23 protein-coding genes are annotated in these 24068 nt (G+C 42.4%); 13 read left to right on the top strand and 10 right to left on the bottom strand.

Features of this window, described 5'->3' with window-relative positions; all coding sequences use genetic code 11:
- The first annotated feature begins 106 nt into the window (after positions 1 to 106).
- The 7 genes from ACR63T_RS13015 to ACR63T_RS12985 all read left to right on the top strand — a co-directional run bounded on the left by ACR63T_RS13015 (position 107) and on the right by ACR63T_RS12985 (position 8441).
- Positions 107 to 1126 (top strand): Bug family tripartite tricarboxylate transporter substrate binding protein, encoded by a 1020-nt coding sequence (locus ACR63T_RS13015; protein WP_472784254.1) that lies wholly within the window; start codon positions 107 to 109, stop codon positions 1124 to 1126.
- Positions 1127 to 1242: 116 nt separating this feature from the next.
- Positions 1243 to 1698: a tripartite tricarboxylate transporter TctB family protein gene (locus ACR63T_RS13010; RefSeq protein ID WP_472784253.1), complete on the top strand. Its 456-nt coding sequence runs from the start codon at positions 1243 to 1245 to the stop codon at positions 1696 to 1698.
- A 5-nt stretch (positions 1699 to 1703) separates the two neighbouring features.
- A complete protein-coding gene (locus ACR63T_RS13005) occupies positions 1704 to 3209 on the top strand; it encodes a tripartite tricarboxylate transporter permease (RefSeq protein WP_472784252.1) in 1506 nt (501 codons plus the stop codon).
- 210 nt (positions 3210 to 3419) lie between these two features.
- Positions 3420 to 4196, top strand: a complete 777-nt coding sequence (locus ACR63T_RS13000) for a sulfite exporter TauE/SafE family protein (RefSeq protein WP_472784251.1) — start codon at positions 3420 to 3422, stop codon at positions 4194 to 4196.
- A 232-nt stretch (positions 4197 to 4428) separates the two neighbouring features.
- Positions 4429 to 4956 carry a LysR family substrate-binding domain-containing protein gene (locus ACR63T_RS12995; RefSeq protein ID WP_201570548.1) on the top strand — a complete coding sequence of 176 codons (528 nt, stop codon included), beginning with the start codon at positions 4429 to 4431 and terminating at the stop codon, positions 4954 to 4956.
- A 392-nt stretch (positions 4957 to 5348) separates the two neighbouring features.
- Complete coding sequence (locus tag ACR63T_RS12990) at positions 5349 to 6701, top strand: 8-oxoguanine deaminase (RefSeq protein WP_201570547.1); 1353 nt, start codon at positions 5349 to 5351, stop codon at positions 6699 to 6701.
- Positions 6702 to 7049: 348 nt separating this feature from the next.
- The gene (locus tag ACR63T_RS12985; protein WP_201570545.1) at positions 7050 to 8441 is read left to right on the top strand and encodes a uracil-xanthine permease family protein; all 1392 of its coding nucleotides are present in this window, start codon (positions 7050 to 7052) and stop codon (positions 8439 to 8441) included.
- Positions 8442 to 8874: 433 nt separating this feature from the next.
- Here ACR63T_RS12985 and truC read toward each other — a convergent pair whose 3' ends face one another.
- Entirely contained in the window at positions 8875 to 9642 is a 768-nt protein-coding gene (truC, locus tag ACR63T_RS12980) for a tRNA pseudouridine(65) synthase TruC (RefSeq protein ID WP_305899127.1), read from the bottom strand.
- 183 nt (positions 9643 to 9825) lie between these two features.
- Here truC and ACR63T_RS12975 point away from each other — a divergent pair, with 183 nt between their 5' ends.
- Together ACR63T_RS12975 and ACR63T_RS12970 are read left to right on the top strand one after the other, a co-directional pair.
- Positions 9826 to 10056: a hypothetical protein gene (locus tag ACR63T_RS12975; protein WP_472784250.1), complete on the top strand. Its 231-nt coding sequence runs from the start codon at positions 9826 to 9828 to the stop codon at positions 10054 to 10056.
- Between the two features lie 81 nt (positions 10057 to 10137).
- The gene (locus tag ACR63T_RS12970) at positions 10138 to 10629 is read left to right on the top strand and encodes a hypothetical protein (RefSeq protein ID WP_472784249.1); all 492 of its coding nucleotides are present in this window, start codon (positions 10138 to 10140) and stop codon (positions 10627 to 10629) included.
- Positions 10630 to 10732: 103 nt separating this feature from the next.
- Here ACR63T_RS12970 and glmS read toward each other — a convergent pair whose 3' ends face one another.
- The 8 genes from glmS to hisF all read right to left on the bottom strand — a co-directional run bounded on the left by glmS (position 10733) and on the right by hisF (position 19375).
- Positions 10733 to 12577, bottom strand: coding sequence for a glutamine--fructose-6-phosphate transaminase (isomerizing) (glmS, locus tag ACR63T_RS12965; RefSeq protein ID WP_472784248.1), 1845 nt, complete (start codon positions 12575 to 12577; stop codon positions 10733 to 10735).
- 421 nt (positions 12578 to 12998) lie between these two features.
- Complete coding sequence (locus ACR63T_RS12960) at positions 12999 to 13367, bottom strand: hypothetical protein (protein ID WP_472784247.1); 369 nt, start codon at positions 13365 to 13367, stop codon at positions 12999 to 13001.
- Positions 13368 to 13424: 57 nt separating this feature from the next.
- Positions 13425 to 14813, bottom strand: a complete 1389-nt coding sequence (gene glmU / locus ACR63T_RS12955) for a bifunctional UDP-N-acetylglucosamine diphosphorylase/glucosamine-1-phosphate N-acetyltransferase GlmU (protein WP_472784246.1) — start codon at positions 14811 to 14813, stop codon at positions 13425 to 13427.
- Between the two features lie 159 nt (positions 14814 to 14972).
- Positions 14973 to 15581, bottom strand: coding sequence for a phosphatidylglycerophosphatase A family protein (locus ACR63T_RS12950; protein WP_472784245.1), 609 nt, complete (start codon positions 15579 to 15581; stop codon positions 14973 to 14975).
- A 3-nt stretch (positions 15582 to 15584) separates the two neighbouring features.
- The gene (thiL, locus tag ACR63T_RS12945; RefSeq protein ID WP_201570531.1) at positions 15585 to 16631 is read right to left on the bottom strand and encodes a thiamine-phosphate kinase; all 1047 of its coding nucleotides are present in this window, start codon (positions 16629 to 16631) and stop codon (positions 15585 to 15587) included.
- Positions 16632 to 16633: 2 nt separating this feature from the next.
- Positions 16634 to 17743 carry a transcription antitermination factor NusB gene (nusB, locus tag ACR63T_RS12940; RefSeq protein WP_472784244.1) on the bottom strand — a complete coding sequence of 370 codons (1110 nt, stop codon included), beginning with the start codon at positions 17741 to 17743 and terminating at the stop codon, positions 16634 to 16636.
- Between the two features lie 198 nt (positions 17744 to 17941).
- Complete coding sequence (gene ribH / locus ACR63T_RS12935) at positions 17942 to 18466, bottom strand: 6,7-dimethyl-8-ribityllumazine synthase (protein WP_201570527.1); 525 nt, start codon at positions 18464 to 18466, stop codon at positions 17942 to 17944.
- A 126-nt stretch (positions 18467 to 18592) separates the two neighbouring features.
- Entirely contained in the window at positions 18593 to 19375 is a 783-nt protein-coding gene (gene hisF, locus ACR63T_RS12930) for an imidazole glycerol phosphate synthase subunit HisF (RefSeq protein WP_472784243.1), read from the bottom strand.
- Positions 19376 to 19627: 252 nt separating this feature from the next.
- Here hisF and ACR63T_RS12925 point away from each other — a divergent pair, with 252 nt between their 5' ends.
- The 4 genes from ACR63T_RS12925 (at position 19628) to ACR63T_RS12910 (ending at position 23423) form a co-directional block, all read left to right on the top strand.
- Positions 19628 to 20476, top strand: a complete 849-nt coding sequence (locus ACR63T_RS12925; RefSeq protein ID WP_472784242.1) for a class II glutamine amidotransferase — start codon at positions 19628 to 19630, stop codon at positions 20474 to 20476.
- Between the two features lie 182 nt (positions 20477 to 20658).
- Entirely contained in the window at positions 20659 to 21948 is a 1290-nt protein-coding gene (locus ACR63T_RS12920) for a homoserine kinase (protein WP_472784241.1), read from the top strand.
- Between the two features lie 239 nt (positions 21949 to 22187).
- Positions 22188 to 22523, top strand: coding sequence for a hypothetical protein (locus ACR63T_RS12915; protein ID WP_472784240.1), 336 nt, complete (start codon positions 22188 to 22190; stop codon positions 22521 to 22523).
- A complete protein-coding gene (locus tag ACR63T_RS12910; RefSeq protein WP_305899115.1) occupies positions 22524 to 23423 on the top strand; it encodes a class II glutamine amidotransferase in 900 nt (299 codons plus the stop codon).
- On the opposite strand, the gene ACR63T_RS12905 is transcribed toward ACR63T_RS12910, so the two are convergent.
- Complete coding sequence (locus tag ACR63T_RS12905) at positions 23420 to 23968, bottom strand: YchJ family protein (RefSeq protein ID WP_201570522.1); 549 nt, start codon at positions 23966 to 23968, stop codon at positions 23420 to 23422. The genes ACR63T_RS12910 and ACR63T_RS12905 overlap by 4 nt on opposite strands.
- Positions 23969 to 24068: the final 100 nt, after the last annotated feature.

The raw sequence follows: 24068 nt of genomic DNA, 5'->3' as shown, positions 1-24068 counted from the left end.
ATGAAGTGTAGTAACTTCATTAATCTGATCGTAATTTTGACAATTTGTTATTCTGATTAGAATCCTATTAAATTTTTATTGTAAAAATACACACAAGGAGTGTCGTGTGAAAAAACTTTCCTATTTGGCTCTTGGTCTATCTATCCTATCTCTGACAGCCTGTGACAATGCTAATAAAACTGCTAGCGTAGGCGCAGATGAGTTTGCAGGTCCTTCACGTCCAGAATGTATTGCTCCAGCAAAACCAGGTGGCGGCTTTGACTTGACTTGTAAACTTGCTCAAGCTGGCCTAAGAGATACCGGTTTATTAGAAGATCCGATGCGAGTCACTTATATGCCAGGCGGTGTGGGTGCTGTTGCTTATAACAAAATCGTTGCTAACGATCGCGCTAATAACGATGCAATCATTGCCTTCTCTACTGGCTCTATCCTAAATTTATCGCAAGGAAAATTTGGGAAATTTACTGAAAAAGATGTGAAATGGCTAGCAGCTGTTGGTACTGATTATGGTGCTATCGCTGTCAATGCCGAGTCACCTATCAAAGATTTGGCGGGATTGATCGCTGAACTTAAGTCAAATCCAAAAGCAATTAGTTTTGCGGCTGGTGGTAGTGTTGGTGGTCAAGACTGGATGCAGACGGCGATTTTAGCCAAGGCAGTTGGTGTTAACCCTAGTGACATGACTTATGTTGCGATGGAAGGTGGCGGCGAGGCAATTACAGCGGTAATGGGTAACCATGTTACTGTCGTGAGCGCTGGTATTGCTGAGATCATGCCACAAGCCACTGCTGGCAAGTTACGTGTGTTAGCTGTATTTTCAGATGAAAGATTGGGTGGCACTATGGCCGATATTCCCACTGCTGTAGAGCAAGGTTATGACGTTACTTGGCCAGTGGTACGTGGTTATTACATGGGTCCAGATGTCAGCCCTGCTGCTTATGACTGGTGGAAAGCGAGCTTTGATACTATGCTTGCTGATCCAAAATTCGCTGATTTACGCGAGCAGCAAGAGCTACTGCCATTCTCTATGACTGGTGATGAGCTAGAAGCATACGTTTATAAACGTACAGGTGAGCTACGTGAGTTGTCTGCTGAGTACGGTCTTGTTGATGCTGCAACTAAGTAGTATTACTCAGATCACATCCCCTTAATGATTGAATACTGAGTTTTATAGTATTTATCGAAGGTTGAAAGATGAGACATCTCTCAACCTTCTTATTTTGGAATTTAAGGAATACTTCTATGACAATGGAACGTGCATTTTCTGGATTAATGGGACTATTTAGCTTATTTTTGGTCTATTTAGCTATTGGTTACGTTGCTCCCATTGCCTATGATCCTATCGGCCCTAGACCCTATCCTATTTTGATTTTCTCCCTTATGGCGCTTTTGACTTTGGTTATTGCCTTTCGTCCAGCGCGATTTACAAAAGTCATCGATTTAGGCTATAACAAGGTCGTGCTTAGAAATCTTGTGTTGTGTGTCAGCGCATTATTGATTTATAGCTTAGTTTTTGAGCCTTTAGGTTTTGTTGTTGCTACGACACTAATGTGTTTTGCAGTTGGTTTATTGTTTGCCGGCAATCCTATCAAAAGCCTTATCTTTTCAGTTGTGATCAGTATCGCCCTGTATGTCTTATTTGACATAGCTTTGGATGTGATTCTGCCACTTGGAATATTATCAGGAATTATGGGATAGCTATTATGGAAACTTTTGACTTTTTAATGCAAGGTTTTGGCGTAGCGATGTTGCCCAAAAACTTACTTATTGCGCTTATCGGTGCTTTTATTGGTACTGTTGTGGGTATGTTGCCTGGCCTTGGCCCTATTAATGGTGTGGCAATTCTATTACCTTTTGCCTTTGCCCTTGGTCTGCCACCAGAGAGTGCGCTTATCTTACTAGCAGCTGTTTATCTTGGTTGCGAATATGGCGGTCGTATTTCTGCCATTCTACTTAACGTGCCGGGATCTGCCGCGGCGGTTATGACCTCATTAGATGGTAACCCGCTAGCGATTCAGGGCAAAGCAGGCATCGCCTTATCCATCTCTGCGGTCGCCTCGTTTGTTGGTTCTACGATTGCGACTATTGGTGTGGTCTTATTCGCGCCTCTATTGGCCAAATGGGCGGTGTCTTTTGGACCTGCTGAATACTTCGTATTGATGGTATTCGCGATTTGCTGCTTGAGTGGTTTGGTTGGTGATCAACCTATCAAGACAGCAGTGTCAGCATTGATCGGTTTGGGTCTGGCTACTGTTGGTGTCGATGCAGTCACAGGTATTTATCGCTATACCTTTGATTCAGTCAATTTGTCTGATGGTATTCAGTTCACAACGATCGTTATTGGCTTTTTCAGTGTCAGTGAAATCTTGATTTTGCTCGAAAGAACCAGTACTGGTGGGAAAGTAATCGCGCAAGGTAAGCGTAGCTTGTTCAACCTAAAAGAGTTTCTCTTTACCATTGGCGCTATGGTTCGTAGTGGCATAATGGGCTTCTTCGTTGGTATTTTGCCGGGTGCAGGCGCGACTATCGCGAGTGCTATGACCTACGCTAGTGAGCGCAAAATTGCTGGAGACACTGGCAAATTTGGTGAAGGTGATCTTCGTGGTTTAGCCTCTCCAGAGGCAGCTAACAACGCATCAGCCTGTGGTTCATTCGTACCAATGTTGACCTTGGGTGTTCCTGGTTCTGGTACGACAGCAGTCATGATGGGTGCGTTGACTCTGTATAATATTACACCAGGTCCACAGCTATTTACTGAGCAGCCAGATATCGTTTGGGGTCTTATTGCCTCGCTATTTATTTGTAACGTTATCTTGTTAGTTATGAATATTCCTTTGGTCGGTGTATTTTCTAAGCTACTTAATGTACCAAACTATATCTTGATACCATCAATTGCTGCTATCAGTTTCGTTGGTGTTTACTCTATCAACAGCACGACCTTTGATATGGTATTCATGGTATCACTTGGGATATTTGGTTATTTCTTACGTAAGTTACATTTCCCTCTATCAGCCCTTATTCTAGGTTATGTACTAGGAGAGCTAATGGAATCTAACCTCAGACGTGCCTTGTCTATTTCCCAAGGTGAGATGTCTATTCTATGGAGTAGCCCAATCACCGTGTCACTATGGGGTTTGGTAGTTGTCATGATATTCATGCCAATTATTCGCAAAATGTATCGTAAGCGCTTTAAGAAAGCTATTAGATAAATCCTAACTACTTTATTCTTAAAAAAGATTTCTTACGGCGGTTGTACTCTGGGTATGACCGCCGTTTTTTTAGCAGCTCGTTAAGACTTATATTTCTGACAATACTTTGACGCTCTGACAAGAATAAAGGCTACTAGGATGAGATATCTAATTCATTACGAAAAATGAGTTAATCATTATCAATTAATATCATTTATGGAATAGGATTTTATGATGATGCCTATTTTAGATTTATTACAATCCATCCCAATGTGGCATTTAGCAGGTTTTTTTATCGCTGGGATGATAGCTTTTATTATCTCAACTATCTCAGGTGGTGGTGGTGCTATTTTACTAATACCATTCACTTCTTGGATGGTAGGAGCCGCGATTGCGCCACCTGTCATCAACGTAGCTACTTTTATCAGCAACACTTCAAGAATGTACCTATTTTGGAGTGATATTGATTGGTCATTAACTAAGTACTATGTACCAAGTGCTATTATCGGAGCATGGTTAGCGGCATTGGTTTTTAGTCGTTTAGATGCTGGCTGGATTCAACTACTGGTTGGCGCGTTTTTGGTGTCCACTATTTTCCAATATAAGTTCGGTAAAGTCGCTAAAACGTTTGATATGCCGAAAGTAGGATTTATTCCTTTAGGCTTTGTCATTGCTTTTATGAGCACCTTAGTCGGTGGTCTTGGTCCGATACTCAATCCTTTTTATATGAATGCTGGACTAGAAAAAGAAAACCTTATTGCCACCAAAACAGCTAATTCATTTTTTGTAGGTATTGTACAAATTGGTAGTTATACCTTTTTTGGCGTACTCACTGCTAAAATTTGGCTATATGGCCTAGTATTAGGACTAGGTGCTGTCGTAGGCAATATCATTGGCAAACGCTTTTTGGCGGGTATAAGCATCAGTCAGTTTAGAGTCATGCTGCTCATACTTATGGTGGTTAGTGGTCTGATAATGATATTAAGAAACATAGACGTGTTGTTTTAAAAACTCTCAATTAGATGCTGTATTCGCCAACGATAATATTAGGATTGGTTACTTTTTATTTTAAAGTCTGCTGACCACTTTAAGGCCAGTATTTCGACTCTATTAATAATATTTTTTAAGATGAACCCTAAATTTCAGCACTCTCTACCCAAATAAACGCTTCCAAGACGTTTATCCATTGATCATCTAATCCTACTTTTAGCAACAAGGGCTCGCCAGTAACGGGATGAAGGTGACCGAACAAATAGAAGCGTTCAACAATGACCGTATCAACATTGGTTTTTCAAGGCCATTGTTGAGTGCTATTGCTGATGACTTTGTCAGCCATAATGTTTATATCGATCAGCTTGTTGCTATTGTGAACCAGAGCCATACGCTGGCGAGTCAGAAAACTATTGATTTGACGCAGTTAAAGGAAGAGAAGTTTATTATTTTTAATCGTGATGAAGCTCTTGGTCTATTTGATGAAACCATCATGATATGTAGACAGGCAGGTTTTTCGCCCAATATCGTCAGCCAACCCAAACACGTGCAAACATTAGTGACCGAAGTGGCAGCAGGATTAGGCGTAGCGATAGCTCCGTATTGTGTTCGAAAGCTATATAGCGAAGGCTGTCACTTTATAGCTTTAAACAATGTAAATAAGCAAATCCCGGTACAAATTCAATTTAAAAAAAATGAGGTTAGCGCAACAGTAAGCGCATTCGTAGATATTGCTTTTAGCGCCAAAAATGATATTCAAAGCAGCATGACCATCTGAACATTGTTAACAAATTTCAAAAAAATATTAATGGCGAGAGTAAAATTAAAGATAGATATATCCTGTTGAAAAAAGGGAGCGTAAGCTAAATCTTTATGCCAAGGCTGAATAGAGAATAATCTACCTAAACCACTTTATGATATGAGGTATATCGATTTTATATCGAACTAAATATAGCAAAGTACAGCAAAACTTATTTAATAATTGACAACGCAGTTATTTTTTGCCAATATATTTATGAACAATGATTTGGAGGCGATCATTAAATAGCCGTGATTTTAAATCAACTACTCTTCACACCTTTCCGGTTTGTGTGCCAGTAGCTCCTACATCCGGGTTTAAGCGATTAAGACTTTTTTAATCTTTCCTAAACCTGATGACTAGGAGTCACTATGCAGGTTAAATCTCAAAAAATTTGGATCAAAAATCCCCTCGACTGTTTAGACCCAGCTTATGCGGGTGGCATTGTTATTCAAGATGATGTTATTGTTGAATTAATCAGTGCTGGCGAACAACCTTTGCAAGTGGTTGACGAAGTAGTCGATGCCCATGAACACGTTCTTATACCCGGCTTAATCAATAGCCACCATCACTTTTATCAAACCTTAACCCGTGCTTTTCCTGCCGCGTTAAATAAAAATCTCTTTCCTTGGTTACAAAGCCTCTATCCCGTTTGGGCGAGACTAACCCCTGAAATGATAGCAACATCTACCCAAATAGCGCTTTGCGAACTACTACTCTCTGGTTGTACTACAGCCAGTGATCATCATTATTTATTTCCTAATGGTTTAGAGCATGCTATTGATATTCAAGTAGAACAGGCAACCAAACTAGGTATTCGTGTTCACCTTACCCGTGGCTCAATGAGCTTAGGTGAAGATCAGGGCGGCTTACCTCCCAGAACCACCATTCAAACAGATCACGAAATCTTAGAGGATAGCCAACGATTGATTAAAGCCTATCATCAATATGAAGATGGCGCGATGACCCGCATAGCACTAGCCCCATGCTCACCATTTTCGGTTAGTGAAGAGCTAATGCGAGCAACGGCTGATTTAGCCCAAGATCTTGATGTTCGCTTGCACACCCATTTGGCCGAAACCCACGATGAAACAGACTTTTGTATAAAGATGTTTGGTGTGCGCCCTGTGGACTATCTTGAGCGCGTTGGTTGGCTAAATAATCGTACGTGGCTTGCACACGGTATTCATTTTAATGATGAAGAAATAGTCCGGTTAGGGGCAGCTAACGTAGGTATTGCTCATTGCCCTTCATCAAACATGATATTAGCGTCAGGGCAGTGTCCTACCATTGCACTACAAGAGGCAGGTTGCCCTGTCGGTCTTGGTGTTGATGGCTCAGCATCAAATGACGGCTCGAATATGATTGGTGAAGTCCGTCAAGCTTTATTGTTACAACGTTTACGCTATGGCGCTAAAGAGATTACTCATCAAAAGGCGTTTGATTGGGCCACTAAAGGCTCAGCAGGATGTTTAGGACGTGATGATATTGGAGAGATAGCGGTAGGTAAACAAGCCGATATAGCGCTATTTAAACTTGATGAAATACGCTTTGCAGGTGCAGGATCTCCTGTTGCAGCACTATTACTTTGTGGCGCAACTAAAGCAGATAAGGTAATGGTTGCCGGTAAATGGCGTGTGTTAGAAGGTCAAGTGGTTGATGTTGACATTAATCAATTAATGGCAAAACAAATTACGCTAGCGGCGAATTTGGCACATGCTTAGAAATATGTGAATGTAAATTATATAAACACAATTAGGACGTGTTAGACATTCACCAATAGACACTGTTGATAGCTGCTACTCTGTAAAAGCTGGGTTCAGACTAGGCAAAAATTGATTCTAATGCTAATGCTAATGATAATTCTAATGCCTTGGCTAGATTTGCAGCACACTGCTTATAAATAGCTGGGGCCAGTTTCAGCATCAGCTTCGAGGACGAAATAAGTAAAGGATTACTTTACCCGTTCTCAAGACAGGATTTTTTGCTGCTTCATTGACAAAAATAGTCGCTATCAGTGCCATGATTGAATGTTCAATATGCCTTGTTAAATATATTTAATAGAGGTTTCTATGAACGCACCACGAAGAAAATCTGAATTGTTATACGGTCTTCATGATCGTCCTTCTCCACAAAAAGCTTTTTTTGCTGCTTTGCAACATATATTGGCCAGCTTTATTGGCATTATTACCCCTGCTTTAGTTATTGGCGGTACATTAGGATTAGGAAGTGAGTTACCTTATTTAATCTCAATGGCATTAGTAGTCTCCGGTGTTGGTACTTTTATACAAGCTAAACGCATTGGTCCTATAGGCTCTGGTCTACTCTGTGTACAAGGAACAAGCTTCGCCTTTTTAAGTGCTATTTTAGCTGCGGGTTTTATTGTGAAAAACCGTGGTGGTACTCCAGAAGATATTTTAGCGATGATTTTTGGCGTTGCTTTCTTTGCCTCTTTCGTTGAAATAATTTTAAGTCGTTTTATCCATAAACTAAAAAATGTAATAACACCTGTGACCACTGGCATAGTTATTACTACCATTGGTTTATCGTTACTTGAAGTAGGAATGACAGATATCGCTGGTGGTTTTGGTAATGAAGAATTTGGTGCCGCAAAGTTTGTGATTGTCGGCGCGGTGACATTAGTTGCCGTTATTTTCATGAATCGCTTTAATAATCCAATATTACGCCTTTCTGGTATTATGATCGGTATGGTAATTGGCTATATTACTGCCTACTTTATGGGAATGGTTACCTTTGCAATTCCTGATACAGCACTAATATCTGTTCCTATGCCCTTTAAATATGGTTTTAACTTTGACTTAGCGGCATTTATTCCCATAGCTATTATCTCAGTAGTAACTGCTATTGAGACCACAGGTGATTTAACGGCAAACTCTGTCGTTTCGAATGAGCCTACACAAGGGCCTGTATACGTTGATCGCATTAGAAGTGGTGTATTAAGTGATGGGGTTAATTCTTGTATAGCCGCTATCTTCGGCAGTTTTCCAATGTCGACTTTTAGTCAAAATAATGGGGTTATTCAGTTAACGGGCGTGGCAAGTCGCTATGTTGCCTTTTATGTTGCGGGTTTACTTGTTTTGCTTGGGTTATTTCCGATTATTGGTGCCGTATTACAAACCATACCAAAACCAGTTTTAGGAGGAGCAACCTTAGTGATATTTGGTACGGTTGCTGCCGCAGGTATTCGTATTTTAGCGACTGCTGAGTTAGACCGTCGTGACTTACTCATTATGGCTGTCTCTTTTGGTTTAGGGCTCGGTGTGGTTGCAGTGCCTGAAATAACTAATTCATTTCCACCATTAATGAAAAGTATTTTTAGCTCATCTGTTACTGTTGCCGGTATTTCTGCTATTTTGATGAGCTTGATTATGCCTAAGGAAAAGAATAATGACGTTGAGCAAGAAGAGCTATCAGGAGAGAATCCAGAGATCAACGTGGCTTAGTGATTGCCTTAAAGCCGATCATTAAATTATTGTGGTCTATCATCAACTAATAATACACCTTTCCGATATGTGTATTATTAGTTTCAATAGCCAAAACATCAGGCTGCGGCTCAGTATGATACTTAAAGCGCTCGACTGAAATATTAGGTTTTTAAGTTAATTAGTCGCTAGCAAATAGCCTTTCATTTTGTGCGACTATGTCCGCTCAACCCGCAGCATCATATATACCCAATGAGCATATTTTAATTTAACCCGAAACTCAGGATGCATACAGTTGCGACTGCGCTCATAGACAATTAAGTGGATACCTGTCTCAAGCGTACTGATCACGAATAGAATATATAGGGTAAGCACACTATGAAGTACACTGTGATCATTCCAATAAATTAAAACACTGATACCATTAACCTACAGCCTAATATTCGAGTCCTCACTAGAGACTTGAAACTTCAACACTCTCTGCCCAATCAAACTCCTCTAAAACACGCATCCATTGATCGTCCAATCCTGCTTTTAGCAACAATGGCTCGCCAGTGACGGGATGACTAAGTGCTAAAGTCTGGGCATGTAGCAACATGCGTGAGCAATCATATTGACTACGAAAAAACCGATTGTGCCGTCCGTCACCATGGCTAGTATCACCCACTATATGATGAAATAAATGTCTCATGTGCCGACGCAGTTGATGCTTACGTCCTGTCTCAGGTGTTAAGCGCACTAGACTATAACGGCTGGTCTCATGCTTTTTTGACACCGCAAAGGGCAACTCAATTTGGGCTAGACTCTGCCAATGGGTTACCGCCTCTTGAGCGGGTTTATCCAAGTCGGCAAACTTATCGGCGATAGCATCAGGCTTAAAGCTCAACGCATAGTCGACGACTCCTTGCTCTGGCATATAGCCGCGCACCACAGCTAAATATTGCTTAGTCACTTTGTGCTCAGTAAAAGCCTCGTTAAGGCTGCGTGCCACGGCTGAGCTCTTAGCAAAGAGCAACACGCCCGATGTCGGCTTGTCTAACCTATGTACAGGAAAGACATGGCAACCTACCGCATCACGGGTAAGCTGCATGGCAAAGCGCGTCTCGCCTGTATCCAGCCAACTGCGATGCACCAATAGACCAGCCTCTTTATTAATCGCTACCAAAAATTCATCTTCATAGATAATGTCTATTGGGCTTGCGATGTCGCTCTCAATTTCCATATGTTCAGTGCCTATATTTTAAATGTTATTATTTTAGATACTAATGCTTCAAATTCTATAATTATATAGCCGCTATCTTTTATAACTATGCTTTTATTACACTTATAGTGACTTTTATTTATAAAGTTCACTATAATTTTAGATAAGGTTGTAAAGATAACCATATAAAGGGAATCGTAAATAATGAATGAGTTAAATTCCAAACGGTCGACTGTGTGGACGGTTATAAATTTACTGGTTTTTTTCGCCACTTTAGGCGTCAATTATCTAGGCGCATCTGGATTTTTTAATGGTATGGGACAGGCTGCGGTGTCAAAGAAATACCAGACACTACTGATGCCTAATAATTTTGCGTTCTCGATTTGGGGCGTCATTTATACGCTTGCTTTGCAACGCTCGTCACTCTTTTTATAAAGAGCAAAGATCCTGCCGTTGCTAGGCTCATTGGATTGATATCCGCGCCATTCGTGGTCAGTAGCTTATTTGGCATGGATCGTGGCTTTTTCTTACGAAAGAGTAGGGCTGTCAACGCTCTTTATAATCGGTATATTAGCCTCGTTAGTGGCTATTGTGCATAGAATCTACAACGGACGAGACGAGTTCCCGTCTACTTTAGCAGGCATAGCTTTTAGCCTTTACGCGTCTTGGGTGTTTGTTGCCACTATCTTGAATACAGCTATCTTATCTGTTCAACAAGGATGGCAAGGGTTTGGTATTTCAGGCTCAGTTTGGACGATTATCGTATTGTTAGTGATAGTGGCTCTAGTAGTAGGCTATGTGCTGCGCTATCGAAATGCGGTCTTTCCTATCGCAGTTGCATGGGCATACTTCGGTATCTATAGCGCCTACACTAATGGTTTAGTTGCTCCCTCATTAGCCTCGATAATTCAGCTAGTCTTACTGCTTGGCATCGCTGTATTTATAACGTTAACGGGTTATACTTTTTATAAAAATCGCTATGCTATCTTCCCGCCTTCTGAAGTATGATAACTTTTTGTTAGTTACACAGTCTATGTTTCCCAATAAAAAATCCCCACTACTATCAAGACAGTAGCGGGGATTTTTTACACTCAGTTTTTACGCTTCAAACCTACTCAACCGTAACACTCTTAGCTAGATTGCGTGGCTGGTCAACATCGGTACCACGCATGACTGCCACATGATAAGACAATAACTGTATTGGCACACTATAAACGATAGGCGCTAGAGTCTCACAGATATCAGGCACATAGACCACATGTAATCGATCCTCAGCGACCATTTTGCTGGCTTCACTAGCGAATACAAACAGCTCACCGTGGCGCGCGTGCACCTCTTGCATATTGGCTTTGAGCTTATCGAACATACTGTCTTTTGGCGCGAGTACGACGATAGGCATGTCTTTATCAACGAGTGCCAGCGGCCCATGTTTTAGCTCGCCTGCCGCATAGCCTTCAGCGTGAATATAGGAGATTTCTTTTAGCTTAAGTGCACCTTCTAAGGCGATTGGGAACTGAAGACCGCGCCCTAAAAATAGGCAGCTTTTCTTATCTTCAAAGTGTTCGCTCATGATTTGAATATCGCCGTCTAGCTTGAGGCTAGCAAACAGCTGACCAGGGAGCTTGTGTAGCTCACTGAGTAAATCCGTTAGGCGTTCATTATCAATACGTGATTGAGTAGCGCCAATCTTCAATACTAACAGCATTAAAGCGGCAAGCTGGGTGGTAAAGGCCTTGGTAGAGGCAACACCAATCTCAGGGCCTGCTAGCGTTGGTAGATAGATGTCTGTTTCGCGCACTAGCGACGAGGTTGGCACGTTACATAAGGCTAAACTGACTAAACCCGTTGGATTTTGCTTTTGCGTATCACGTAGCGCGGATAAAGTATCAGCAGTTTCACCTGATTGGGAGATACAGATAACCAGCGAGTTGTCGACGACGACTGGGTTACGATAGCGAAATTCACTAGCAACTTCGACTGAGCAGGGTAGGCGAGTCAAGTTCTCAAACCAGTACTTGGCGACCATACCCGCATGATAGCTAGTGCCACAAGCAATCACTTGTATGTTACGAATGCCAGCGAGCTGTGGCTCATGGCGCTGTAAGAAGTCGCTACGTAAGGTAGGAGTATCGGCATTATCTACTGCCATCTCAATAGTACGGGCGACTGCATCAGGCTGCTCGTAAATCTCTTTAAGCATATAATGCTTGAACTCGCCTTTATCTGCATTATGTTGCTGCGCATCAATCTCATTGATTTTGCGACTCACCTCAATGCCATCAGCAAAGATCTGAATGCTATTACGAGTTAACTTGGCGATATCACCTTCTTCTAAGTAAATGAAGCGGTTGGTCACAGGCAATAGTGCCAGCTGATCTGAGGCGATAAAGTTCTCACCAATACCCACGCCAATAACTAGCGGTGAGCCTAAGCGTACGGTTATCAGCTCATCAGGATTATCGACATGGACGATTCCTAAAGCAAATGCACCGTGCAATAGTGGAATAACGGCACGTACCGCCTCTAATAAATCAGGGCTTTGGCTGTATAGATCATTGATTAAATGGGCGACCACTTCGGTATCGGTTTGTGAGGTGAACTCATAGCCTTTGGCGATTAGCTCTTCTTTGAGCTCAGCATAGTTCTCAACGATACCATTATGCACAACGGCGATTTTGCCGGATACGTGCGGATGAGCATTACGCTGTGCAGGCTCGCCATGAGTCGCCCAGCGCGTATGAGCAATACCAATATGACCATCAAAAAACTCAGGATTGACAGCGACCGCATCGACTAGCGCTTGTACTTTGCCGACTTGGCGTTCGCGATGTAGCGCGCCATCACGAATCACGGTGAGACCCGCAGAATCGTACCCTCGATACTCTAAGCGCTTAAGACCTTCAAGCAAGATATTAGCGATATTACGCTCAGCAACTGCGCCTACGATTCCACACATAATAAGTCCTTAAATTAAATTTATTTTGTTATTTATAAATAAGTAGTGATATTAGGGTCTGTTGAACATTCGACCGTGGCACTGACAGTGACTATTTTTTAGGCGATTCTAGATTAAAAATATCTAGTTTAGTCACTCTAAGCGGATCTTTTTAATCTAGAATCGGCAAAAAAGAGTCCTGTCCTTGCAGGCTGATGCTAAAATCGCCCTATTCGTTGTAAAAATCTAGCCAAGGCATCTGCATTACCTGCGATTTTTACCTAGACTAGAACCATTTTAGCTATCAGCAGTGCCTACTTGTGAATGTTCAACAGACCCTAAGGTCTAGATAAATACTAATAAGCAGCACCACAAATATTGCCGCGCTGCTTATAATTAATAAAGTGATACTTGTAAATGGCCAAACTTAAACATTCAAACTTTATTCCGACCCTTTAGTAAATTCAAATACTTCGCCTTCAGTAGTCATCACTTTTCTATACCCTTTTTCCGCTTCTAATGACACTGCTGCGATGTCATTGACACTAGCAGAACCGTTCGCGTTGATATATATCCAAACTTCATTGCCATTAGGGTAGGTCATTATGTAACGCTCGTAAGAATCATTATCAGGATCAGGTAACATACCTACACCCCAGTTAAAATGACAGTTACCTGAGTACTTTGATACTTTTTTAGCATCAGAGTATTTGCACTCTCCATCATATTCTAAAGTAGTGCTCGCTGATGCTATTGAAAATGACAGCACGGTAGTTGAAAAAATAAAAATAACCGATAAAAATTTTCGCATCACACATTCCTTAAGATGTTCTTTTTAGATAAAAAAACGCCTACGTTGCTGTGCTATTTATTTTTTAGTTGGCCGTATAAAGCTAGTTTTTTGCACTTGCTTAGCGCGACCTAAAGCTAAGGCATTGGCATCGACATCGCTGGTAATGACAGAACCTGCACCAACCGTAGCATTCTCACCGATAGTCACTGGCGCCACTAAGCTTGAGTTTGAACCAATAAAGGCATTATCTTCGATGATCGTTTGTGATTTATTGACCCCATCATAATTACAGGTAATGGTTCCCGCACCGATATTGGCACCAGTGCCGACTGTGGCATCGCCAATATAGCTTAAGTGATTAACCTTGCTATTTTGACCAATAGTTGACTTTTTGATCTCAACAAAATTACCAACTTTGCTGTTATCCGCCAACACCGTATCAGGACGTAGATTGGCAAAAGGTCCAATATCGACGCCTGCACCAACTTGAGTACGATCAATGACACAATAGGGTTTTAGATGACAAGCATTACCAATCTGTGCATTCTTAATAATACAGCCAGCTTCAATATAAACATTATCACCAAGGACACAATCCCCTTCAAACACGACATTGACATCGACGAACACATCTTGTCCAGCGCTCAAGCTACCACGAATATCAACGCGAGTTGGATCAGCAAATTGCACACCAGCCACTTGCAAATCAGCAACCATCTTATTCTGCCAAGCGCGCTCTAAGCTGGCAAGCTGTTGACGATTATTAACGCCTTCAATCTCAAACGCATGCTCAGGCTCAATCGCTGCGATAGTAACGCCATCTGCTACTGCCATTTTTACAATATCGGTCAAATAATACTCTTGCTGCGCATTATCATTAGAAAGCTTTGGCAAATATTTATGTAGTAAGGCATTATCTACACAATAAATACCGCTATTAATCTCAGCAATGAGTCGCTCGTCATCATTAGCGTCTTTTTGCTCAACGATAGCCTCGATATGCCCATTGCTATTACGCTTGATACGACCAAGACCAAAGGGATTGGCTACGGTCAGTGTTAGCATCGACATACCGTCAGTATTAGCGCTCTTTAGACTGGTTAAAGTCTGATTGCTAACCAGTGGCACGTCACCATAAAGTATTAGACTTTGTCCCTCTTTTGGCAACTTATCAAGAGCGACTTTTACCGCGTGTCCTGTGCCTAGTTGTTCCGTCTGCGCGACCCAAGTAATAGGCAGATGCGCATATTGATTGTCGATAGTCGTCTTAACTTGATCACCGCCAAAACCATAAACGATGATAGTGTCATCCACATCAAGCTGATAGCAAGTATCTAATACGTGACCTAGCAAGGTTTTCCCCGCTAGAGTCTGCAGTACTTTTGGCTTAGCGGACTGCATGCGCGTGCCTTTGCCAGCAGCGAGAATAACGACAGATAAAGATGAAGACGCAGATAAGGACATATTATTTCCAAAAGTGTAACAAGATATAGTTTAAAATTATAACCTAAATATCCGATAATACATATAGGTAGTAAATATCGATTTATGTTGGCATTAATTTATATTGGAATAGTTAACAGGTGGTAATAGAGCGCTATTCTCTATTACCAATGCTGCTGGCTATAGCATTATACCTACGATAAAAATAATCCAAACGATTGCGGCCATGACCCCTGCGATAATATCATCAAGCATAATACCGAGACCGCCTGCGACTTTTTCGTCCGCCCAGCCGATAGGGGGCGGTTTTATAATATCAAAAAAGCGAAATAGGATAAAAGCGACTGCTAACGAGAGAATAGATAGCGCCTGAGTAATGTCTTGCCAAAAGTTGGCGATACTTACGTTCAAATAGGAAAAAGGCAGTAGGGTAATCCAAATACCCGACCATTCATCCCAAACAATATGCGGATCGTCGTGCATCTGCATTAGCTCAGCGGTACGCCCACATATCCAAACGCCAATCACACAAGATAATATTGTGATAATCAAAAAAGGCACAAAGCCTAAGCTCATCAGCGGAATAGCGATAATGAGTCCACCAACGGTTCCCCAAGTGCCAGGCGCGCGACGTGGCAGCCCGCTACCCAAACCAATACCTAGCCAATAAACTATGGTATCAAGTGTGCTGGCATTAGCAGGCAGGGGCGGGCAGTCATTGGCCTTACTGATATCAGGCTTATGGCTATTATCAGGCTTATGCTCGTTGTTAGAGGCGTCATTAGTCATAGCTTAACCTGCAAAGTGTTGATAACCCGTCAAAGTGGGAAGCATGGTAAAAGGTGCTGGGTTTGCCTGAGTGACGGCTTGATTTTGATAAAATAACTGTGGATGTAATGGGGTGGTAGAGTTTCTATCAGCATTATCAGCAGTAGCGATAACTTCACCAATGCAAGTGACTTGAGTATTACTAATAGGTAGCTCGACATTAGCAGGCAAAGTAAAAGCTAGCTCGTAATCATCGCCACCCGTTAACTGACACAATAAACGCTGGGCCAAATCGACTTTTGCTAACGGCTCACTAACCGGTAGCTGCTCAAGATTGACGCGCATCGCAACGCCACTCTGCTGACAGATATGACCTAAGTCCTGATACAGCCCGTCAGAGATATCTATCATGGCGGTCGCGCCAATTTTTGCTAACGCAGCACCTAATGTGATACGCGGCGTTGGCATATGTAAGCGATGGACAAGCTCTTGAGCACTAGTATTATGGGCATTATCTAGGTTTCTCAAAGCATAAGCGGCATCACCAAGCGTACCCGATACATAGACCTTGTCACCCACTTGCGCACCTGAGCGATAGACTGCTGGGGTGTTTTTCTCTAATAGCCCTTGAGCGCTAACACTCAATATTAAGCTATCACTACGAGTCGTATCACCACCGATCAGCGCCACATTGAATAGCTTGCAGGCATGAAATAAGCCCTTAGCAAATTCAGTTAGCCATAGCTCATTAGCTAAGCGCTCAGGCAAAGCTAATGCTAGTAAGATGCTGTGCGGCGCGGCGCCCATAGCGGCTAAATCTGAGATATTGACGGCAACTGCTTTATAGCCAATAGAGAATGCTAACGCGTTAACCTCGTCCCAATCTGCGCTAAAGTGTCGGCCTTGCACGAGCGTATCGATGCAACTCACCAGCCGCGCGTCAGCTGGCAAGCTCATTACGGCAGCGTCATCACCGATGCCTTTATTGATGCCTTGACTGATATCAGTAGGCAAAGATAAATCAGCTTGCAGCTTAAGAAATATGCGCTCAATTAGCTCAAATTCAGTCATGACTAGTCGTTATCTTTATTAACAGTGTTTTCTGGATGAGCAGTATCATCATCGATACTACCATCATGTGCCTCTGCTATTGACTCACTTACACTGGCAGCAACGATACTAGCCGTATCTAAAGTTTCTGTACCAGTTTTTATATCAGTTTCCGTATTAGTCTCTATATTTTGAGTATTAACGGTTTCGTTGATAGTAATTGTGCTGGTCTCTTCAACGATAGCAGCTGGTGTTACATTATCTGTTTTCGTGGTGTCTGTTTTTGTATTGATGGATTGAGCCTTTGCATTAGCGATCGCAGCTTTGGTACTAGTGCCAGCGGTAGCTTTGCTTGGGCGCTTACGCTTAACGCCTGCTTTATTAGCGCTAATTCGGGGCTTAGTAGAGGCATCAGCTGTCTCAGTTTCGGCAGCTAGCGCTGTTCCGTTGACTGGCGTTGGTGCTGATATTTTTGTAACCGCAGGCTTTTGTGAGTTGCGCTTATTGGCTTTGGTGTCAGCTTCTACTTCAAGACTACGCAATTCAATGGCTATTCTATCCAGTACCGCATTGATTAATTTATGCGCGTCGGTCGCTCCAAAGTGATTATTCAGCTTCATCGCTTCGTCCATCACGACTTTATAAGGAATCTCTAAGCGGTTTTGTAGCTCATAAGCACCAATCAATAAAATAGCGTGCTCAACGGTATCGAGCTGATCCACTTCACGGTCTAGATGCTGGCTAATCAGCGCATCTAAAGCATCAATTTGCTCTGGGATATCATGCATCATCTCATGATAATAGCCAATATGTACTGTATGCATCGCATTAGTGGCACGCGTACGCGCTGCGATATCATGTGGGGCATTGTCTTTCCAGCCCATCTTACCTGAGGTATCAAAGCGACGATCGGTAACTAGCCACTCATACAAGCCTTGCATAGCAAAGCGACGCGCCTTTCGTACCGCCGTGTGGCTAGTCTTATAAGTCGACTCACTCATATCGAAGCTCTGCTCACCAGCACTACTGCTTGCCAGACGAATCGCTTCGGCTTGTTCGGACTTCAAATCCATGTCGGTATGGTTTTGAGCGGTTTTTGCAGCGTTAATAGCTTGCTTGAGTTGGTCAGTCATAAGGGTCAGTACCTAGGTGTTAATATGTTAAATAGGGTCGTTAATAAATGGTTTTGGAGCGTATTATTAATAAGAAACAATGCTGTTAAATAGTAGTCGACTGGTAAATTTTGCCAGTCCGTTTTAGAGCATGAGCGCTATGATAGTGGCATAGCGCTCATTAATTTTTTAAAATGATTAAACTACGAGCGCTTCAAATTAAGCGTCGTCTTCATCGCTATCATCGATATCTAACTGTGATAATACCGCGATCATCTCAAGTACAACCATAGCCGCTTCTGAGCCTTTATTACCAGCTTTGGTGCCAGCACGTTCAATCGCTTGCTCGATGCTATCGGTGGTCAATACGCCATTAGCGACAGGGATATTATAATCGGTAGCAACACTACTTAAGCCTTTAGCGGATTCGCTGGCCACAAAGTCAAAATGTGGGGTGCTACCACGGATAATAGCGCCCAAAGCGACAATAGCGTCAAAACGATCTGATTCAGCAGCGCGCTGGGCGACTAGCGGTAACTCAAAAGCGCCAGGTACTCGGACGACAGTGATATTGCTACCCAATACGCCATGACGTAATAGCGCATCGATAGCGCCATCTACTAGTGACTCAACCACAAAACCGTTGAAACGGGCGACCACTATACCGACACGAACGTCAGCATTTTGGTGCAAGTTACCATCGATATGAGTGACGGCATCGCGCTGTTGTTGTAAATTTGACATAGAGTTATCCTTTATTATGAATCGTTTTTATCGTAAATGTGCTGAGATGAATTATCATCAATAAATAGGTAGCGCTATGATAGCATTTTTCTAGATAAAATTGTGTTTTACACAGCCACTACTGTCTTATAGGCGCATCGGTATACCTTGTGCTGCCATATAGCGCTTTGCCTCTAAAACAGTGTGCTCACCGAAGTGAAAGATACTAGCAGCAAGTACCGCATCGACGCCACCTTGTAATACGCCATCGGCTAAATGCTGCAAATTACCGACACCACCTGAAGCGATTACTGGTACGTTGACATGGCTAGTAATCTGCTTCATTAAGGCTAAATCGTAGCCCTTTTTGGTACCATCCCCATCCATTGAAGTGACTAATAATTCACCAGCGCCCAGCTCTGCCATTTTAGACGCCCAAGCAATCGCATCTATGCCTGTCGGCTTACGACCGCCATGGGTAAAGATTTCCCAACGTGGTTGCAGGATACCATCGATCATAATATCAGCGACTTGCTTAGCATCGATAGCCACGACGATACATTGGTTGCCAAATTTTTGTGCCGCTTCCCCTACGAATTCAGGAGTAAAAACAGCTGCTGAGTTGATCGCCACTTTATCTGCGCCTGCATTAAGCAGGTTACGGATATCAGCGACCTTACGTACGCCGCCACCGACAGTTAGCGGTACAAAGACGCTTTCTGCCATACGCTCAACCGTATGATAGGTAGTATCACGCGCGTCGCTGGTCGCCGTAATATCTAAAAAAGTAATCTCATCAGCGCCTTGTTCGTTATAGCGTCTAGCGACTTCGACAGGATCACCTGCATCAATAATATCGACGAACTGAACACCTTTTACCACGCGACCATTATCTACATCCAAACATGGAATAATACGTTTTGCTAGCATAGGGTCTCACTTATTAATTTAAAACCATAAAGGTATTTATCGATGCATTTTACCAAAATTAGCAAGCTGATATCATGGTAATCGACATTTAAGCTATCTATTTTATAACTACTTTAATTTTCTTAAAACTACAAAGCTAACAAAACTTTTAACTATCATTTATTTGAATTTATATATAATAAAGTTATTGTTTAACCTCTCAAAGTTCAAAAATTTGATAATTGAAATTTTAAAAAAATATTAAGGCTCCTTATGTGTCAATTGTTCGCTATGAACAGCAAAAACCCTGCCGATATTAGCTTTTCCTTTACAGGCTTTCGTTGTCGTGGCGGCTTGACTGATGATCATACTGAGGGCTTTGGCGTGGCTTATTTTGAGCCGACAGGGCTACGACTGTATTGTGATGATCGCGCGGCTATGGACTCGCCAATTGCTGAACTGGTGAGCCTCACTAAAGTTAAAGCTTTAACCACTATCGTGCATCTGCGTAAGTCAGATGATAGTCTGTTGCGTAATGCTCATCCCTTTATTCGTGAGATATGGGGCGAGTCTTGGGTGTTTTCTCATAATGGTAAAATGACTATTAAGCAGGCGAGTGATAACGATGCTATCAAGCAAGGAGTGTCGCGCTATTATTGCCCAGTAGGCGATACGGATTCCGAGTTTGCCTTTTGCTATTTGCTTAACCAGCTAAAAGAGCGTTTTGAGCATAAGCCTGATGATAAGACGATGTTTGACTTTTTGACAAAGCAGTGTCGATTTTTGGCTGGTTATGGTCTTTTTAACTGTCTATTATCTAATGGCGATTGGCTACTGAGTTATGCGACAACTTTACTGTTTTACGTCACTCGGCAAGCGCCGTTTGGCTCAGCGACGCTTATTGATGCTGATGTCACTATCGATTTCGCTCAAGTTAACAAGTCTGACGATGTGATTACTATACTTGCGACTACGCCATTAACCAGTGATGAGAATTGGCAGCAGCTAGCTATTAATGAGTGCGTGATATTTGCCAAGGGCGACATTGTTTATCAAGATGTACCCGATCAGCCTGTCTATTTATCGATTGAAAAAGGCTTAGAGATTGCTAAAAATAAGTAGTTTATGCAGGCTTGTTTAAGTCATAAAAACATTTCTGTTTTTTAAGCCTTGAAGGTACAGTCCTAATCCTAAAATCTTAAAGACATTTAGCGCACTAGGGTGTAAGCCCAAGTATTTTAGGTATAATAGCCTTATCCTCATTCCTAATTCTCATTTATTTATCAATTCTTACGAGAGCGTCCATGTCTGTCTATACTCAACTTACTAATGAGCAGTTTGCTGCATTTTGTCAAAACTTTGGCGTGTCTTTTGCCCGTGCTATTCCTATTACCCAAGGTATCAAAAACTCAAACTGGTTTATTCAAACCACGGATGATAACGATGGCGATCACTCTTATGTCTTCACCTTGTTTGAAGAGCGTCCACCAAGTGATATCGAAAAAATGGCGGTTATCCTTAATCAATTGCAAGGTAAACTGCCCGTTGCTGCGCCATTGGCTCTAGTCAATGATAAAGCAGATGATAATACGAACCAAAAAAGCTACGTCATCCATTACGATAATAAAGCTATTACCTTAGTGCCTTGCTTAGCTGGCGCACATCCCAAGCAAACTACCCAAGCGATGTGTCACGAGATTGGCGCAGCGTTAGCCCTGCTGCATGAAACCTTGCAGGCGCTGCAACCAAGCGAGGATTATGGCGTAGCGCTTTATCCCTGGAGTGAGGTTCGTGATCGCGAAATTCAATTTATGCCTGGTGATGAAGCCAAACTGATGGGTGATATTTGGCAGTCTTATACGGATTTGCCACTTGATACCTTGCCAAAAGGTCTGTGTCATCTTGATATGTTTGCTGATAATACCTTGTGGGACTTACCATCACAAAACCTGCCAGCACAGAATTTGCCCTCTAACAATGGTCAACAAGCCAATGCAAAACTGACGGGCTTACTTGATTTTACTGAGGTCAGTGTCGATCATTATGTGATGGATATTGCCATCACTATCAATGACTTTTGTACGACTTGGGGCGATGCTGAGCAAGGCGAGACAGTAAATTTTGACCGTAGTAAAATGAGTGCTTTTTTGAAGGGGTATGAATCCAAGCGCGTGCTTAATTTTGATGAAAAACAGGCGCTACCGGTGATGCTTGCCAAAGCGGCAGTGATATTCTGGCTACTGCGCCTTAATGTCATTCATTATAATCGCACCGAGGGACGTACGGGCGATAATATCATGGTCAAAAACCCTGACTTAATGAAACGCCTTGCCGCTTATCACTTCTCGCATGTCGAAAAATCGCAAAATACTGTATATGTGCTTGAACATGCTCGCTATAAAGATGACAACAAAGATAATGACGTAGAAGATTTTAAACTTATCGGAGTATTTGCTACTAGCAAACAGGCTCAAGCAGCTATAGATCAATTAAAGTCACAGCCTGGTTTTATAGATTATCCAAACGGTTTTCATATTGATGAGTATCCGCTAGGTCAAATCAATTGGTCACAAGGGTTTGTTAGTTATCAATAAAGCTTTTAGCTGATTTATATCAAGTGATAGAAAGCTGGGATTAGTAATGATATAGCTACCCTAGCGCTGGTTAAAGAATATACAATGAATCAATTGGTTTAATTTTATTCTCCCCCTTTTTATAGGCCTATTCTGAATTGACCTTATCTATTCTAAAAGTCTTAGCCACTTACAGACTTCCAAATCTTGCAATGGCTAAGCACGCAGAACCCAATCTTGCAGAATCTAAGGATACCCTTATGACTAATGAAGCTGATAATTGGCACCAGCTGGCGCGCTACGACACCAATATGCAAGGCGAGCTACATGCGAACCTATTACGTAATAATGGCGTTACGGTTTCGTTGCAACCGCTAAGCGCTATACCAGGCATGAACTCTGGCATTGTATTGTGGGTTGAAAAAACCGATCTAGCACAAGCTCAGCACATCCTACAAAGCGTCAATAATGATGGTGCTGATGGCGCAAGCCTGCTCGCTCAGATGAGTGATGCCGAATTAGGTATCAGTAACGACACTTCATCAAGCCAAACGATAAGCGATAGCAGCACAATGAATAAAGGCGGTACTCTGTAAATGTGTCAACTTTTAGGTATGAACTGTAATGTCCCAACCGATATCGGCTTTAGCTTTGCAGGGTTTCGTCGGCGCGGCGGCGTGACGGACAGCCACGAAGATGGTTTTGGTATTGCGTTTTTTGAGCGTAGTGACTGCGCTGACAATAATAACGCTTCAACGGGGCTGCGTCTGTTCCATGATAATCGCCCTAGCCATGAGTCGCCTGTCGCAGATTTGGTCAATAACTATCCGATCAAGGCGATAAATGTCATCGCTCATATCCGTAAGGCCACTCAAGGTCAAAACTGCTTGGCTAACACCCATCCCTTTGTCCGTGAAGTATGGGGCGAGCAGTGGGTGTTTGCCCATAATGGTCAGATGAATAAGTCTTTTATTCAGCGCTGTCAGCGTTTGCAAGACAATGGCAATGCTGAATACTGCCAGCCTGTCGGTACTACTGATTCTGAAATGGCATTTTGCTACTTAATCAATCGCCTTAAGAGCAGCTTTAAATCGCGTCCTGATGATCGGACTCTATTTAACTTTTTGACCACTCAATGCCGTTATCTATCGGCCAATGGGCTGTTTAATTGCCTGATATCTAATGGCAATTGGCAATTGGCTTATGCGGGTAGCTTATTGTTTTATCTCACCCGTCAAGCGCCATTTGGCAAGGCGGAGCTGGCTGATGATGAGCTGGCGATTAACTTTGGTGATGTGACCACTGATACTGATAAAGTCACTATCTTAGTCACCGTACCCTTGACCAAAAATGAAAAATGGCAACAGCTGGCCGTCAACGAATGCATCATCTTTCGAGATGGCGATATTCTATTTAAAGACAGTCCAAGCCAGCGTAAGTTTTTAACGATTGACGAAGGGATAGCTATTGCACGATCGGTTGGGGCGAGTGTTTAGATGAAGTCGCCACAACACCGCTTAAACTTCTCCCCAGACCCACAAATACACGGCTGTTTTTGACTAACACTCATATCAACAGTCGGATCTAAAAAGTACCAGCGCTCGCTTGTTTTATCTTTTACCTTTACGAAACTAGATAATTCATGATGCGCAGCTTGCTGACCATCAGGCTGCCCTTTTGACTGGGTATAAAACGCTTTAAACTCAACTTGTGCATGACGCTTACCTAGCTTTGCAGTATGACTGACAATCTCTAATCCTGCCCAATTGGTCTCACGTGCCCATGATTCTATAGACTTAGTATCAAGTAATGCTTGCTGCGCAGGTAAAGTAGTCTTGACGATATATTCTGGCTTCACCAACACAAAAGCACTATAACGCGTACGCATGAGACGCTCAGCACTTTCGGCTTTGATACCATCAGCTTTATCACTACTGTTATCAAGTAAACTATCGTGATACGGCTGACAGCAGTCGCTATAAGCTATGGGCTGTATTAAGAAATCTAACTTTGGCGAGACTTGGCAAGGGCATAGTTGCATAATTTACTCTGACTGAATATGGTTTATCGTAGGGGGTGCATTCCATGCATCATTTAGAATGAAATTTTAATAATAGAAATATTTACTTAAAGGGTTTTAT

It is taken from the genome of Psychrobacter sp. M17(2026) (assembly GCF_055699815.1).
This window is presented reverse-complemented; position numbering and strand designations above follow the sequence as displayed.